The sequence below is a fragment of the Blastococcus goldschmidtiae genome, assembly GCF_031845325.1.
GTDB lineage: Bacteria > Actinomycetota > Actinomycetes > Mycobacteriales > Geodermatophilaceae > Blastococcus > Blastococcus goldschmidtiae.
On sequence record NZ_JAVREI010000002.1, the window covers coordinates 27,950 to 43,135 of the forward strand.

Annotated in this window: 12 protein-coding genes; 10 read left to right on the forward strand and 2 right to left on the reverse strand. The window is 70.3% G+C overall.

The annotated features are described in order from the left end of the window. Positions 1-5: 5 nt before the first annotated feature. The 4 genes from RM425_RS04905 (at position 6) to RM425_RS04920 (ending at position 3,213) form a co-directional block, all read left to right on the forward strand. Positions 6-815, forward strand: coding sequence for an MBL fold metallo-hydrolase (locus RM425_RS04905; RefSeq protein ID WP_311344061.1), 810 nt, complete (start codon positions 6-8; stop codon positions 813-815). A 14-nt stretch (positions 816-829) separates the two neighbouring features. After that, a complete protein-coding gene (locus RM425_RS04910; RefSeq protein ID WP_311344062.1) occupies positions 830-1,249 on the forward strand; it encodes a Zn-ribbon domain-containing OB-fold protein in 420 nt (139 codons plus the stop codon). Further along, positions 1,246-2,400, forward strand: a complete 1,155-nt coding sequence (locus RM425_RS04915; RefSeq protein ID WP_311344063.1) for a thiolase C-terminal domain-containing protein — start codon at positions 1,246-1,248, stop codon at positions 2,398-2,400. The genes RM425_RS04910 and RM425_RS04915 overlap by 4 nt, the downstream gene beginning before the upstream one ends. An 87-nt stretch (positions 2,401-2,487) precedes the next feature. Continuing rightward, positions 2,488-3,213 carry a TetR/AcrR family transcriptional regulator gene (locus RM425_RS04920; protein WP_311344064.1) on the forward strand — a complete coding sequence of 242 codons (726 nt, stop codon included), beginning with the start codon at positions 2,488-2,490 and terminating at the stop codon, positions 3,211-3,213. A 7-nt stretch (positions 3,214-3,220) separates the two neighbouring features. Here the strand turns inward: RM425_RS04920 and RM425_RS04925 are convergent, their stop codons facing one another. Then, positions 3,221-4,081, reverse strand: coding sequence for a MaoC/PaaZ C-terminal domain-containing protein (locus tag RM425_RS04925; RefSeq protein ID WP_311344065.1), 861 nt, complete (start codon positions 4,079-4,081; stop codon positions 3,221-3,223). 223 nt (positions 4,082-4,304) lie between these two features. On the opposite strand from RM425_RS04925, the gene RM425_RS04930 reads away from it, so the two are divergent. Next, positions 4,305-5,879, forward strand: coding sequence for an MFS transporter (locus RM425_RS04930; protein WP_311344066.1), 1,575 nt, complete (start codon positions 4,305-4,307; stop codon positions 5,877-5,879). 9 nt (positions 5,880-5,888) lie between these two features. Here RM425_RS04930 and RM425_RS04935 read toward each other — a convergent pair whose 3' ends face one another. After that, positions 5,889-6,800, reverse strand: coding sequence for an acyl-CoA thioesterase (locus RM425_RS04935; protein ID WP_311344067.1), 912 nt, complete (start codon positions 6,798-6,800; stop codon positions 5,889-5,891). Positions 6,801-6,866: 66 nt separating this feature from the next. On the opposite strand from RM425_RS04935, the gene RM425_RS04940 reads away from it, so the two are divergent. The 5 genes from RM425_RS04940 to RM425_RS21605 all read left to right on the forward strand — a co-directional run bounded on the left by RM425_RS04940 (position 6,867) and on the right by RM425_RS21605 (position 14,598). Next, the gene (locus tag RM425_RS04940; protein WP_311344068.1) at positions 6,867-7,478 is read left to right on the forward strand and encodes a helix-turn-helix domain-containing protein; all 612 of its coding nucleotides are present in this window, start codon (positions 6,867-6,869) and stop codon (positions 7,476-7,478) included. Then, the gene (locus RM425_RS04945; protein WP_311344069.1) at positions 7,475-7,699 is read left to right on the forward strand and encodes a ferredoxin; all 225 of its coding nucleotides are present in this window, start codon (positions 7,475-7,477) and stop codon (positions 7,697-7,699) included. The genes RM425_RS04940 and RM425_RS04945 overlap by 4 nt, the downstream gene beginning before the upstream one ends. Then, positions 7,686-8,954, forward strand: coding sequence for a cytochrome P450 (locus RM425_RS04950; protein ID WP_311344070.1), 1,269 nt, complete (start codon positions 7,686-7,688; stop codon positions 8,952-8,954). The genes RM425_RS04945 and RM425_RS04950 overlap by 14 nt, the downstream gene beginning before the upstream one ends. 98 nt (positions 8,955-9,052) lie before the next feature. After that, entirely contained in the window at positions 9,053-10,309 is a 1,257-nt protein-coding gene (locus tag RM425_RS04955; protein ID WP_311344071.1) for an NAD(P)/FAD-dependent oxidoreductase, read from the forward strand. A gap of 599 nt (positions 10,310-10,908) precedes the next feature. Beyond that, on the forward strand, positions 10,909-14,598 hold the full coding sequence (locus tag RM425_RS21605; RefSeq protein ID WP_396137026.1) for a YobI family P-loop NTPase: 3,690 nt from the start codon (positions 10,909-10,911) through the stop codon (positions 14,596-14,598). The last annotated feature ends 588 nt before the right edge of the window (positions 14,599-15,186 follow it).

The window sequence follows — 15,186 nt, forward strand, 5'->3', positions numbered from 1 at the left end:
TCGACGTGTGGACCCGGGACACCGCGCCCCCGAGCCCTGGCGTCCTCTCGCCCGCCACCGAGCGGGCCACCCTCGTGCTCGCGCCCAACGCCAACGCCTGGACCTTCGAGGGCACCAACACCTGGGTGCTCGCCGAGCCGGGCAGTGACGTCTGCGCGGTGATCGACCCCGGTCCCGACGACGACGCGCACCTCGCCGCGATCCTGGCAGCGGCCGGGACCCGCCGCGTCGTCGAGGTGTGGGTCACCCACGCCCACTCCGACCACTCCGAGCTCGCCCGCCGGCTGGCCGCGGTCACCGGCGCGACGCTGCGCGCCGCGAACCGCCGCCTCTCCGACCGGCCCTTCGCCGACGACGAGCTGATCGGGATCGGCGCGCTCGAGGTCCGTGCGCTGTGGACGCCGGGCCACACCGGCGACTCCTTCTGCTTCTCCCTCCCCGCCGAGGGCAGCGTCCTCACCGGCGACACCGTGCTCGGACGCGGGTCACCGATCGTCGAACCCGGTCGGCTGGGCGAGTTCTTCGCCAGCCTCGATCGGCTCAGCGAGGTGCTGGCCGCGTCGGGGTCGGTCCTCCTCCCCGGGCACGGCCCCGCCCTGCCCGACCCGCTGCCCGAGCTCGAGCGCCGCCGTCAGGCACGGATGCGCCGGCTGGACCAGGTCGCGCAGGCGATGGCCGACGGCATCGACGAGCCCGAGGCGCTGGTCGACCTCATGTACCCGGGCCTCGCACCGGACCTGCGCGATGCCGCGCGGATCTCGGTGGAGGCCTCGATCGCGCACGTCCACACCACTGCCCATCCCGTTCCCACCTGAGGAGAGCCACGCCGGTGCCGCCACCCACGAAGCCCGCCCCCGTACCCACCCCGGAGACCCTTCCCTTCTGGGAGGGCTGCGCCGCCGGTGAGCTGCGCATCCAGCGGTGCACGTCCTGCGGGAAGCACGTCTTCTACCCGCGGCCCGCGTGCCCGCACTGCTACTCGACCGACCTGGAGTGGGTGGTCAGCGACGGCACCGCCACGCTGCACTCCTACGTCATCAGCCACCGGGCCGGCCCCGGGTTCGCCGAGGAGGTGCCCTACGTCATCGCGATCGTGGAGCTCCCCGAGGGCGTCCGCATGATGACCAACCTGGTGGAGGTCGAGGCCGACCCCGAGAAGCTGCCGCTGGACATGCCGCTCCGCGTGGTCTTCGAGCCGCGCGGCGACGTCCACCTGCCGCTGTTCGCACCTGCCGGGAGTGCCGCATGAGCGCCAAGGACGACATCGTCATCATCGGTGCCGCCGAGACCGACCAACTGGGCAAGCTGCCGCACCTCTCGACGCTGAGCCTGCACCTCGAGGGGGCGCGCAACGCGCTCGCGGACGCGGGGATGACCCCCGCCGACATCGACGGCATCGCGACGGTCCAGTCGCCGGGGCCCGTGGGCATCGCCCACGCGCTCGGCATCGAGGCGACGTGGCTCGACGGCACGGGCGTGGGCGGGACGTCGTTCCTCTTCCACGTGCGCCACGCCGCCGGAGCGATCCGGGCCGGCCTGGCCGAGACCGTGCTCATCACCCACGGGGAGTCCGGCCGGTCCCGCGTGGACGCCCCCGGGTGGGGCCGCAGTCCGCAGTCGCTCAACGGTCAGTTCGAGGCGCCTTTCGGCGTCTTCGGCCCGCCGACGGCCTTCACGCTGACCGCGCTGCGGTTCATGCACGAGACGGGCACGACGCTCGAGCAGCTCGCGGAGGTCGCCGTCGCGCAGCGCCGCTGGGCGAACAAGAACCCCCGTGCGCTCATGCAGGACCTCGTCACCGTGGACGACGTCTTCGCCTCGAAGATGATCGCCTGGCCGTTCACCCTGCTCATGTGCTGCCTGGTCACCGACGGCGGTGGCGCGCTGGTGGTCACCACGCGGGAGAAGGCCGAGGCGCGCGGGTACGACAAGCCGCTGGTGCACCTGCTCGGCGCCGGCGAGGCAGCGGACTCGCCCATGGTCAGCCAGATGCCCGACCTCACCTCGTTCGGCGGCTTCAAGCGCTCGAGCGCGGCGGCCTTCGCCGAGGCCGGCATCACGCACTCCGACGTCGACCACCTGATGATCTACGACGCCTTCGCCCACGTGCCTCTCTACGGGCTCGAGGACGCCGGCTTCGTGGGCCGCGGTGAGGCGGGCGCGTTCGTCGCCGAGGGCCACACGTCGCCGGGTGGGCGGCTGCCGCTGAACACCAACGGCGGCGGCATGTCGTACACGCACACCGGCATGTACGGCATGTTCGCGATCCAGGAGGCCGTGCGGCAGGTGCGCGGCGAGGCCGCCGCACAGGTCGAGGGCGTCGAGCGCAGCGTCGTCATGGGCAACGGCGGCATGTTCATGGCGGGCGCCACGCTCGTGCTGGGGAAGTCGCCCCGCTGACCCCACGGCCGGCCGCCGCTCCGCTCGGGACGGCGGCCGGCCCACGTGTTCTAGAATCGCGTTCCAACCCGCGGGAGGGAGCTCCAGATGCCGCGCGACGCCGGTCCCGTCCCGGGGCGCAGTGCCTGGAAGTGGAGCCGCACCGGCGAGACCCGCCGGGTGCTGCTGGACGCCGCCCGCGAGGTGTTCGCCGAGCGCGGCTTCGCGGAGTCCAGCGTGGCCGACGTCGTCGAGCGCGCGGGCTCCAGCGTGGGCAGCCTGTACCACCACTTCGGCGGCAAGAGCGAGCTCTTCCTGGCCCTGTGGGAGGACTGGCAGGGCAGTCAGGAGAAGCGTGCGGCCGAGGCCGTCTCCGCCGCGCGGCGAGCGGGGGAGGACCGGCCCCTCGCGCTGTTCGTCGCGGGAGCACGGGGCTTCCTGCGCGGGTCGTGGGAGGGCCGCGGCGTGGGCAGCCTGTTCGTCGACAAGGACGGCCCGCCCGGGTTCGAGCTGATGCGGCGCACCCGCGGCCACGAGTGGCTGCGGCAGAACTCGCTGCTGCTGCAGGCGCGGGACGACGCCATCGGCCGGGTCACGGTCTCCGTGCTGACCACCGTCATCGGCGAGGCCAGCCGTGAGGTCATGGCGGCCCGCACCCGCCGGGAGGCCGACGCCATCGTCGACGCCGCCGTGGCGATGATCGAGCGGCTGGGCCTCCTGCCCGCGGTGGCCGACGAGCTGGGCGCCGGCACCGGCCCGGAGGAGACCGACCCCTCCGGAGCCGGTGGACCGGAGCCGCGGTCAGACGCCGGCACGGCGGTCGCCGGCGCCTGACCCCGGATCACTCCGGCGCGCCGACCTCAGCCCGGCCGCGGTCGATGACGACCGTGCCGTCGCCGCGCAGGGTGCGGAACAGCAGGGCGCCGTCGGGCCCGCCGTCCTGACGCCAGATGCGCACGGTCAGCTCGTCACCGGGCAGGACCGGCGAGCTGAAGCGCCCCGACATCGCGCGGAACTGCCCCGGGTCGCCGTCCATGGCCGACATGAGCAGCGCGCGGCCGGTGATCCCGTAGGTGCACAGCCCGTGCAGGATCGGCCGCTCGAAGCCGGCCCGGGCGGCGAACTTCGGGTCGGAGTGCAGCGGGTTCCGGTCGCCGTTGAGGCGGTAGAGCAGCGCCTGCTCGGGGCGGGTGGCCAGCGTGACCTCCCAGTCCGGCGCGCGGTCAGGCTGTGCCCAGTCGTCGGCCGGCGCCGCCGAGCCGGACTCGACCTGCTCGGCGCGGATGAAGATCGAGCTGCGCGTGGTGATCAGCGGCGCGCCGTCGACGTCGACGGCCGTGGACGACGTCGTGACCAGGGCGCCGCTGCGCTTGCCCTCCATCGACTCCACGCGCGCCTGGGCGCGCAGCGTGCCCTCCACCGGCAGGACCCGGTGCAGCCGGATCTCCTGCTCGGCGTGCACGAGCATCGTCCGGTCGAACTCGCCGATGCCCGGACCGGGCGCCTGGGCGAGCAGGACGCCGAAGGTCGGCAGCACCTGCTGCTCCACGCCGTGGCTGTTCTCCGTGGTGAAGGGGAGCTCCTGGCTGGGGTCACCCAGCCCGGCGCCCACGCCGACGGCGTAGAGCAGGGCGTCCTTCGACGTCCAGCTCCGCTCGTGGACGGGCCCCTCGCGACCGATGGCCGACAGGTCCAGCGCCATGGTCAGGCACCCCCCGCCCGCACGCCCGGGCCGGTCTGCCCGCCGAGCTCCCGGGGACGGTCTGGGCCGCCCGCACTCGTTCCGATCGCCACCGCGTCCACTGCCGGCATCCGCCTTCCCTCGATGTCGCGACGCTGCACTGCGCCGCCCGGCCAGCATGCCCCACCACCGGCTCCAGCTCTAGAGCCTTGTTCTAGGATTGCGAGGACAGTGGGGAGGTCGAATGTCCTGGTCGACCGCGTCGCGCCCCGACGGGCTCGAGCAACCGGTCGTCGGCACGTCCGGTGCGGTGGACACCACCGAGCCACCGCTGCCCCCGGTTCCGCCGGAGACGGCTGCCCGGCCCGGCAGGGACGATCCCGACGTCATGCGCGAGGCCTGGCGGACGCTGTCCGTCGTCGGCCTCGCCAGCATGTTCTCCGGGATGTCGAACAGTGCCCTCAACGTGGCGCTGCCCGCGGTGGCGCGCGAGTACGACGCCTCGGCGACCGCGGCCAGCTGGATCCTGCTGTCGTTCATGCTCACCCAGACGCTGCTCATGGTGTCCTTCGGCCGGCTGGCCGACCTCTTCGGGCGCCGGTCGATGTACCTCACCGGGCTGGCCGTCTTCACCGTGGGCAACCTGCTCGCCGGGTTCGCCCCCGACGCGTGGTGGCTGGTCGCCTGTCGGGTGCTGCAGGCGGCGGGCGCGGCGATGCTGCTGACCAACAGCGCGGCGCTGGTCACCGGCGCCTTCCCCCGTCATCGGCTGGGCCAGGGGATGGGCATCTACCTGGCGTCGTTCTCCGTGGCCCAGTTGGTCGGTCCGACCCTCGGTGGCTTCCTCGCCGAGCACGTCGGCGTCCAGTGGCTGTTCTGGTCGAACGTGCCGGTCGGCATCGGCTGCCTGGTTTGGGGGATCGTGGCGCTGCCGGCGGTACCCCGCTCCGGTGAGCGGCTGGCGCTGGACGTGCCGGGCAACCTGCTCGCCTTCCTGGGCCTCGGGTGCGGGCTCGTCGCGCTCTCGCAGGTCACCGCACTCGGCTGGTCGCACCCGGTGGTCGTGGGTGGGCTCATCGCGTTCGCCGTCCTGCTGCCGGCCTTCCTGCTCGTCGAGCGCCGGGTGCGCGACCCGCTGATGGACACCCGCCTGTTCGAGGACCGCAGCTTCTCGTGGGGGCTGAGCGCCTCGTTCCTCAACGCCATCGGGCAGTTCGGCGTCGTCCTCCTGGTCGCGCTGTACCTGCAGGCCGTGGGCGGGGAGGACCCGCTCTCGGCCGGGCTGAAGGTCCTCCCGCTGGCGGTGTCCGCACTGGTCTTCTCCGCGGCGTCGGGCTTCTTCCAGCGGTGGGTCGAGGCGCACACCCTCACCGTGCTGGGCAACGCGGCCACGGCGGCCGGTCTGGCCGTCCTGCTGGCGTTCGCCGGTGCGGAGGTCCACTACGGCGCGGTGGTGTTCGCGCTGATCCTCGTGGGCGCCGGCTCCGGATTCTTCATGCCGTCCAACACGCAGGTGCTGCTCGCCACGATGCCCAGCGAGCGCCTCGGCATCGCCAACGGCATGCGGCTGATGCTGCAGAACACCGGTGCCGTCCTGGGCACCGCGGTGATCCTCACCGTGCTCACCAGCCCGCTGCCGCAGGAGCTCCGGCGCTACGTCTTCGCCGGGACGATCTCCGAGGTGTCCGACGAGGGCCTGCTGGACCTGGTGACCGGCTACCGGTGGACGGCGATCACCATGCTGGTCGTCTGCCTCGCGGCGATGGCCTGCTCGCTGGGTGCCCGCCGGGCGGTCCGCACGGCCGCCCGGCAGGACTGACGCCGCGGCTCACCTCGGCCCGAGCGGGCGCACCATCCCCTCCTGGGCGACGGTCATGACCAGCCGGCCGGCCCGGTCGAAGAGCCGGCCGGAGCAGTGGCAGCGTCCACCGGCGGCCCACGAGCTCTCCTGCTCGAAGCAGAGCCACTCGTCCGCGCGCACCGGGCGGTGCAGCCAGACGGCGTGGTCCAGGCTCGCCGCGGCCACGTCGGCCGCCCCCACGGCACGCGCGTGCGGCGCCAGCGACGTGGACAGCATGAGCATGTCCGACGCGTACGCCAGTGCGGCCGCGTGCACGAGGGGCTCGTCGGGCAACGGCTCGAGGGAGCGCATCCAGAACCGCTGCCGCGGGGGCGCCGCCTCGCCCCGGGACGCCGCGACGCGGGGCAGCTCGCCGTCGAAGCGGATGTCGAAGGGGTGGCGGCGGGGGAGCTGGGCGAACCACTCGCCCAGGGCCCCCTGGACGTCGGCGGCCGCCTCCTGGGCGGTGGGCAGCGACTTCGGCTCGGGTGCAGCCAGCTGCGGGACCTGGTGGGTGAAGCCGGTCTCGGCGACCTGGAAGGAGGCGGTCAGCTCCAGGATCGCCCGGCCCGACTGCTCGGCGGTCACTCGGCGGGTGCTGTACGACCCGCCGTCGCGCACCCGGTGGACGTGGAAATCGATCGGGGCGGACGCCTCTCCCGCCCGCAGGAAGTAGGCGTGCAGGGAGTGCGCCGGGCGGTCGGGGGCGACCGTGGCGCCGGCCGCCAGGAGCGACTGCGCGACGACCGCACCCCCGAAGGAGCGCTCCGGAGCACTCCGGCGCGGCCCCGCCCGGAAGGTGTCCGCACCCGTCGGTGAGACGGGAAACACCCCGGCCCAGCCGTCGCGGACGACGTCCTGCTGCTCGCCGCTGGACTCTGCGACGCCTTCGACCTGCATGGATTCTCGACTCCTCCGGGGCCAGCCCTCTTGACCTGTTAAGTGAATCACTATTCAATTCGTGCTGTGGGACGCATCGCAGGCGCAACGGGCGCACGGACACGGCAGCGGCTGCTCCGTGCTGCCGCCGACGTGTTCGCCCGCCGCGGCTACGACGGCACGCGCGTCGCCGACATCGCGGCGGAGGCGGGGCTGAGCAACAGCGCCCTGTACGCCTACTTCACCTCCAAGGCCGAGCTCCTCGTCGGCGCGCTCCGCACGCACGGCCGCCGGCCGATGGAGGACATGGTCGCCGCCGACCCCCAGGGCTCGATCGTCGACATGTTCCTCCGGACCGGTGCCGGCCTCCGGGAGCGCCCGGACCCCGAGCGGTACCTGGTCATCGAGGCGCTCATCGCCGCCCGCCGCGACCCGGAGGTGGCCGCGTCGATGACCGCCTACGTCCGCGAGCGCGCCGACTGGATGACCAGCCTGATCGAGCAGGCGCAGCTGCGCGGCGAGATCGACCCGACCGTGTCGCCGCGCGCGGTGTCCCACCTCGCCACCTCGCTGGCCATCGGCAGCACGCTGCTGACCCCTGATCTGCACGACGTCGACGACGAGGAATGGACAGCGCTGCTGACCCGTGTCGTGACGAGCATCGCCCGTACCGAGGAACAGATAGGAACCCGCACATGAAGGTGCAGATCGACTCGCAACTGTGCCAGGGCCACGGCCGCTGCTACGACCTCGCTCCCGATCTGTTCGGTGAGGACGAGGAGGGCTACGCCACGCTCACCGCTCTCACGGCCGACGGCAACGTGCCGGACGGCCGCGAGGGCGACATCCGTCTCGCCGCAGCCAACTGCCCCGAGTCCGCCGTTCTGGTTTTTGAGGAGGCTCTGAATGACCGTCGATGACAGGTTCACCGACTTCGCGTTCGAGAAGGCCGATCCCGCCGAGCTCAGCCGGTTCGAGGTGATGGACGGTCCGGTCTCCGACTGGGCCACCGACTTCTCGCACATGGACGAGCAGTACGCGGAGAACGCCCACGAGATCTGGGACGACCTGCGTGGTCGCTGTCCGATCGCGCGCACCGAGCGCTTCGGTGGCGCGTGGCTGCCCACGACGTACGAGGACGTCCAGGCGATCGCCTACGACACCGAGCACTTCACGTCGCGCGCGGTCATCGTCGGCAACTACCGGCCCCCGCTGGACCTGGCTCCCGTCGGCGGAGTCCCCCCGATCTCGTCCGACCCGCCGTTCCACCACGACGCCCGCAAGCTCCTGCTGCCGGCGTTCACCAAGGCCAACGTGGCGAAGCAGGAGGTCACGACCCGGGCGTTCTGCCACTCGCTGATCGACGCCTTCGAGGGCCGGGACCTGGTGGATGCGGCGACCGAGTACGCGATGCACATCCCGATCCGGGTCATCGCGGACATGCTCGGCTTCCCGACCGAGGACACCCCGAAGTTCAAGGTGTTCGTGGAGAACGCCCTCGAGGGGATCAACCGCTCCCCGGAGGAGCGCGAGGCCTCGACCGGGGAGCTCTTCGAGTACATCCTCGAGCAGATCCGCGACCACGTCGAGAACCCGCGGGACGACCTGACGACGTACCTGATCAACGCCGAGCTGTACGGCCAGAAGCTGGAGCCCCGCCACGTGGCAGGGACGATGATCCTGCTGCTCGTCGCCGGCATCGACACCACGTGGAGCGCGATCGGCGCCTCGCTGTGGCACCTGGCGAAGAACCCCGAGGACCGTCGTCGCCTGGTCGAGGAGCCCGCCGTGCGGACGACGGCCGTGGAGGAGTTCCTCCGCGCCTACGCCCCCGTGACCATGGCCCGCCTGGTCAAGGAGGACGTGACGCTGGGCGACGCCGAGATGAAGAAGGAGGACTGGGTCCTGCTTCCCTTCCCGGCCGCCAACCGCGACCCGGAGAAGTTCGAGGACGCCGACAAGGTGATCATCGACCGCGAGGTCAACCGGCACGCGGCCTTCGGTCTCGGCATCCACCGCTGCGCCGGCTCGCACCTGGCCCGCATGGAGCTGCGCGTGGCGCTCGACGTCTGGCTGGACCGGATCCCCGAGTTCAGCCTGGCCGAGGGTGCGCCGATGCGCTGGTCCGCCGGTCAGATCCGCGGTCCCCGGATGCTGCCGATCACCATCGGCTGATGCCTCATCGGAGCCCCGGTGGTCGTACGTCGGCCCCCGGGGCTCCGTCACGTCCGGCACCGCAGGCCATGTCCATCCACCACCAGGGGGTCCCACCCGTGTCCACCCAGACCGTCGTGGTCGTCGGCTCGTCCGTCGGCGGGGTACGCGCCGCCCAGGCCCTGCGCCGCGAGGGCTTCCCCGGCCGGATCGTGCTCGTCGGTGAGGAGTCGGCCGCGCCCTACGACAAGCCGCCGTTGTCCAAGCAGTACCTGGCGGGGGAGTGGGACCTCGACCGGCTCGCGCTGATCACCCCGGAGGCGGCCGCCTCCGCGGACCTCGAGCTGCGGCTGGGCGTGGCGGCCGTCCGGCTGGACGTCGCCGCGCAGCAGGTGCTCCTCGCCGACGGCACGGCGCTGGACTTCGACCACGTCGTGATCGCCACCGGGGCTGCCGCCCGGCCCTCGCCGTGGCCGGCGGACTCCGGCGTGCACGTGATCCGCACCCTGGCCGACGTCGACGGGCTGCGCGCCGACCTCGCGGCCGGAGGCGCGGTCGTGGTGGTCGGCGGTGGCGTCGTGGGCGCCGAGGCGGCGGCCACGATCCGCACGCTCGGGCACGACGTCACGGTCGTGGACCCGCTGGCCACGCCGCTGGCCCGGCTGGTGGGGCCGGAGGTCGGCCGGCCGTTGGAGGAGCTGCACCGCCGGCACGGCGTGGACACCCGCTTCGGGGTCGGGGTCGAGGGGATCGACGGCACCGCCGGGAACCTGACCGTGCGGCTGACCGACGGGACGACGCTGCGCGCGACCACCGTGCTCGTCGGGATCGGCGCGGTGCCCAACGACGCGTGGCTCGCCGACTCGGGGCTGCTGGTCGAGAACGGGGTCGTCTGCGACCGGTACTGCCGCGCGGTCGACTCCGAGCGCGTCTGGGCGGTCGGCGACGTCGCCCGGTGGCAGGACCCGCGCTTCCCGGTCGAGGTTCGCCTCGAGCACTGGACGAACGCCGTGGAGCAGGCGGCCGCGGTCGCGCACAACATCGTGCACGCCGACGACCTGCAGCCCTACAGCCCGCTGGAGTACGTCTGGAGCGACCAGTACGACTGGAAGCTGCAGATCGTCGGGCACGCCTCGCGCGGTGGCCGGTACGAGGTCGTCGGCGACCTGTCGGCCGACCCGGCGCGGGCGGCGGTCCTCTACTCCGACGACGACGGCCGGCTGATCGGCTCGGTGACCGTCAACTGGCCCAAGGCCCTGGTCACCAGCCGGCGGGCGCTGACCGCGGGGGACGCCGACTTCGAGCAGTTCGTGGCCCAGATCAGGGCGCTCCCCGCGAAGGCTCCGGCCGCCCCGCTGACTCGCGGGACCGGCTAGAACCGCTTCGACTCAGAAAAGCCTGGTTAGCGACCGAGCGGTTCGGCGTCCTGTCGTAGTGCGCCGCTAAACTCGATCGACCTGTGGCGAGCTTGTCCGCATGACGAACAGATCACCGGGCGGGTAGACGGGACGCCGCCTCGCAGACCGCGCGCCGCGCCTGCTGCATGACCAGTCGCCGTTCTCGTACGGAACGCTGCTAAGGGGCTGATTGGACACACTGCTGCCTTCCGCTCAATTTTCCGCAGCGCCGTCATCGACTCCCCGCTAGTGCACCGGCAACTGCAGCGTGACTTCCTCCTAGTCCGTGTTGAGCAGCCCGCATTGGGGGCCTTCGCAGTCTGAGGCCAACGTGGTGCTGGCCAAGATGCGGTTTCCGAGGCCGCCGGTTTGTCGGAGGTGTGGGGCAGAGTGCTCGACAGCGATGAACAGGAGCCGAGCGAGTGACTGACTCACCAACCACTGACCATGGCACCCTTCCCGCGGGGGTGCCGAAATCTCGCGCTTCCGCGAGCCCTGAGTCGTCTACCTCTGCGGTGCTCCGGCACGAGCTGCAGTCTTTGGCCCCCTCCTACCGGGCCGAGCACCATGACACTTACGTGAACCACCTCGACAGGGTGGTCAAGGATGCAAAGAACAAAAACGTGGCTTTGACAGGCCGGTACGGAATCGGCAAGTCCAGTGTCCTCGATAGGTTCCAGGAAACGCACGAAGGCAAGGTGTTGCGGGTCAGCATCACGACGCTGGGCCCGGATCGCGACGGCGAAGGACTGACCAACAGAATCCAAAAGGAGCTGGTCAAGCAGCTCATCTACCGAACCGAGCCAAGCGAGCTTCGGTCCTCTCGCTTCGCACGTACCGATCCCATTACCCGCAGGAAGGCGATCACGCAGAGCGCCATCGCCACAGCCGTACTTGGGCTGTTTCTCGGCCTCGGCGGTTGGCTGCCCGACGTGGCCACCTTCCCGGGCGACCTGTCTCGGTCCTGGATGTCGGTGCGCGCTGTCGTGATGTTCCTACTGGCTTGGGCGCTGTTCTACGGGACCGCGACCGCTATTCTCTCGTGGCTCCGTCTAGCGCTGGACAGCCGCATTATCACGAGCCTGTCCACGGCCGGGACCGCGATCACGCTCGGAGAGCGCGACGACACCTACTTCGACGCCTACCTCGACGAGCTCGTGACGTACTTCGACCGCGGGGGTGAAGACTTCGTCATCTTCGAGGATCTGGATCGGTTTGACGACCCAGCCATATTCGACTCGCTGCGCGAGCTGAACACCATCCTAAACTCCTCACCGCGCCGGATAGCGGCTGCGTCGAAGCGGCAGCTGTGCTTCATCTACGCGATCAAGGACAGCCTGTTCGAACGCCTCGCCCAGTCGGAGCCGAAGCAGGACCCCGAAGCGCAGCGGAAGGCCGACGGCGAGCAGAGGGAGACCGACGACCATGCCGGCGCCCAGAGGTCCGCCACGGCCCAGCAAGAATCTGGGGGCAAGGTGCGGGCATTGCGTGAGTCTCTTGCGGAGCGTTCGAACCGGACCAAGTTCTTCGACGTCGTCATCCCGATGGTGCCGTTCCTGTCGCACCGGAATGCCCGCGACGTACTCGATAAGGCACTCGCTCAGCGCAACATCCCCGCCGACACAGTGTCGCGGGCGTTGCTTTCATTGGTGGCACGCCATGCCACCGACATGCGGTTGCTGCTGAACATCCTCAATGAGTTCACCGTCTACGCCCAGCGGCTGCTGTGGGTGTCGCACCCAGCGCCTGAGCTGACCGGGGACCGGCTCTTCGCTCTGGTTGCCTATAAGAACTTCCACCTCGCCGACTTCGAGAACATCCCGGTCCGCAAGAGCGCTCTAGACGAACTGGACCGTGGCCACCGGAACCTGGTCCGGCACGCGGCCTCGAGCCGGCAGAGGGACCGCCGGCAGGCCCGCGACTTGGTGCTCACTGAAGCCAGGCAGAGCGAACTCGCCGATCGGCTCGGTCGTGAACTCATCGGTGCGGCTCGAGCCGTGCTGCTCCAGACCAACTTCAGAGAGCTAGCCCAATACCGGGTCGGCGGCGAGACCTTCTCTCTGACCGATTCGTACACCATTGGTTTTTGGCAAACCGTGGTGCAGCACCAGAGCATCTTCGTCGTCCCGCTCAACGGAAAGCAGCCCTATGTGGCGGCTGCAAGGCAACTCGACCAGGCGACGCTGCAGGACTGGTTCCCTGAGGCCTTCGACGAGAACGTCTGGTCGAATGAACACACCGACGCAACTGGCCGCCGCATCGAGAAGCTTGCCGGGGAGCTCGACTTCCTTCCCGGCGCCGGGTACACCGATCTGCTGGAACGTACCGAATTCATCGACGTGCAGGGGCGCACGTTCTCCGACCTGCTGGAGGCGCACCTGACGTCGGATATCGCCCGAGAACTCGTGCAGAAGGGGTACATAAATCGGAACTTCGCGACCTACTCGGCCGCTTTCTACGGCACGTTCGCTGGTATCGATGCCGAGACGTTCTACTACCGGGCTGTCCAACCCAACGAGATGCTCCTTGATCACCGTTTCAACACCGACGACTCGCTACGCAACTTGCTCGACCAGCTCGACGCGGACGAGCCGGACTTCTACCGCACGGTCAGCGCTCTCAACCCGCAAATCGTCAGCTACCTCCTCGAACACCGTCACGAGCGGGCCCGAGAGGTCGCGGGGTTCCTCGCGACGCACTTCGACGACGAGGCCCGTGAGTTCATGGCTACTTACCTCGCCGATGACCACGCCCTGCACGCCTCCCTGATAGGCCTCCTCGCCGCGCACCCCTGGCGGGGCCTTTTCGACCACCTCGCCTCCGAGGAGGTCCCCGACAACCTCCGACTCCGGCTAGTCGATGCCGCCCTGACAGACGCCACGGCCGTGGGCGACTTCGACCTGGGGCAGGACATTCGCGGCTTCATCGCGGACCACTACACCGAGATGTTGGCCTTCACCGAGGAGCGCACCGAGCGGCAGGCCAAGGTCGTCAAGGACTTCGCCAGCAAGTGCGGCGTGCAGGTGGAGAAGCTGGCTTCCGTCCCAGAACCGCTGCAGAAGCTTCTTGTGGCGTCGGAGGATTACGTCTTAACCGCAGATAATCTGCGGACCGCCCTCGGGGTGGAAGACTCGGTGTCGCTGGACGTCGTAGCTAAGAACGAGGTTGTCAACCGCCACTGCCTGACGAACATCGATGCCTACCTCCGAGTCATCGACGAGGACCCCGCCACCCCTCATGCCGTTGAGAAGCCCGAGACGCTGCTCGGACTGCTCGGCGAAGACCACGCGTGGTCCGCGAGCCAGCTGAGTTCGATCCTGGACCGCAGCGGCCCCGACAGTGCCATCGAGAACCTCTCGCACGTTCCTCAGTCAGCTTGGCAGCTGCTGGCCAAAAAGCAGCGGTTCGCCCTGACGGTGCTCAACCTGACCGACTACATCGAGCAGCACGGCGTCGACGCCGAGTTGGCAAGTCACCTGACCGCCGACGGAGCCGTCATCCAGACACACCGCAGGCCCGGGACGGACGACGCCGACGACATCGAGGAGGCGGCTGACGCCCAGAAGACGCCGCTAGCGCTGAAGCTGCTAAATGCTCACGGGCAGCTCCGGGCTGCAGACCGGGTCGCCTTGGCTGCCCAGCTTGACGTCGGGCCGTCTGACCTGACTCTCGCGGAGGTCGAGCCCGCCCCCGACGACCTGCTCGCCGAAGCACTCGACCGAGGCCTGCTGAAGGTTAGTGAGGAGGCCTTCGCCCGCTTTGCCACAGCTGGCTGGCCTGCAATCTCCGGCGCTCTGGCCCGCCACAGCGAGCTCCGGCAGTTCGTGACCGCTCTGCGGATGAACGATTGGCTCACGCAAGGACTGCTCGAGGACGACGCTGCGCCCTCGGAGCTTCACGACCGGGTGTTCGAGGACTTCGACGCGTTCATCGCCCCGACGTCAGCCGAACAATGGCTATACCGGGCCGTAGCGCGCAGAGCCGTGCGGCGGGGCGAGAAGCTGAGCATCGAGCGCATTGTCCGGATTGCCAACCACGCCCCCGACCAGGACACCGTCGTTGAGCTGCTGGCTGCCCATCAAGGAATCGACGGCGACGAACTAGTTGCGGTCTTGCGCCTCCTCGGACCGCCGTACGACAACCTTGAGCCTGCAGGCGAGGAAGGCGACGTGCCCGCAGGCGACGCCGCAGCGACGGTGTTCAACCGTCTCGCCGCGACCGACAAGGTCAGATTGGTGAAGAGGAAGACCCGATTCCAGGTGTTGTGAACCAAGGCTCCGACTCCGCGTGCGGTGACCTCAGCTCGGCTTGTCAATAACAGCGTCCCGTGCCCGGTCCGGCCGGGAGTCTGTCGTGCGCCAGGATGGCCCGCGGCCCGACGCGGTGGCCCGCGCCCGCAAAAGTGGCCGTCAGGGGATCCGCTACTGGGAGGGGTTGACGACGGCGCGGACGTCGTCGAGCAGCGCCTGCACAGCACCGATGGCTGCGTTGAGTTGGTCGGGCCGGTCACCGAGGTGCGCCAGGGCGCCGTGGGCCGGGTGACGAAGCCAGCGGGTGCAAGGGGCAGGCGCCCGGCCGAGGCGATGGCTCCCTTCTCGTTGATCAGCCACCGTTCGGCCCGTCCGTGCAGGGCGTGAGCGCACAGGAGCACCGCGCGGAACAGGCAACCGGCCACGTAGGCGGTGTCCGCCCGTGACGCCGCCTTGCGGGCGTTGTCGAGGTTGAAGTCCGCTTCCCACAGGCCAGCAACCAGGGCTTGGCCCAGCGCCGCCGGGTAGAGAGCCATCTGCTGCTGCAGAGCGGCAAGTTCCCCGGTGGGATCGGCCAGCACCACGGCAAGTGCGAGTTCCCCGGCG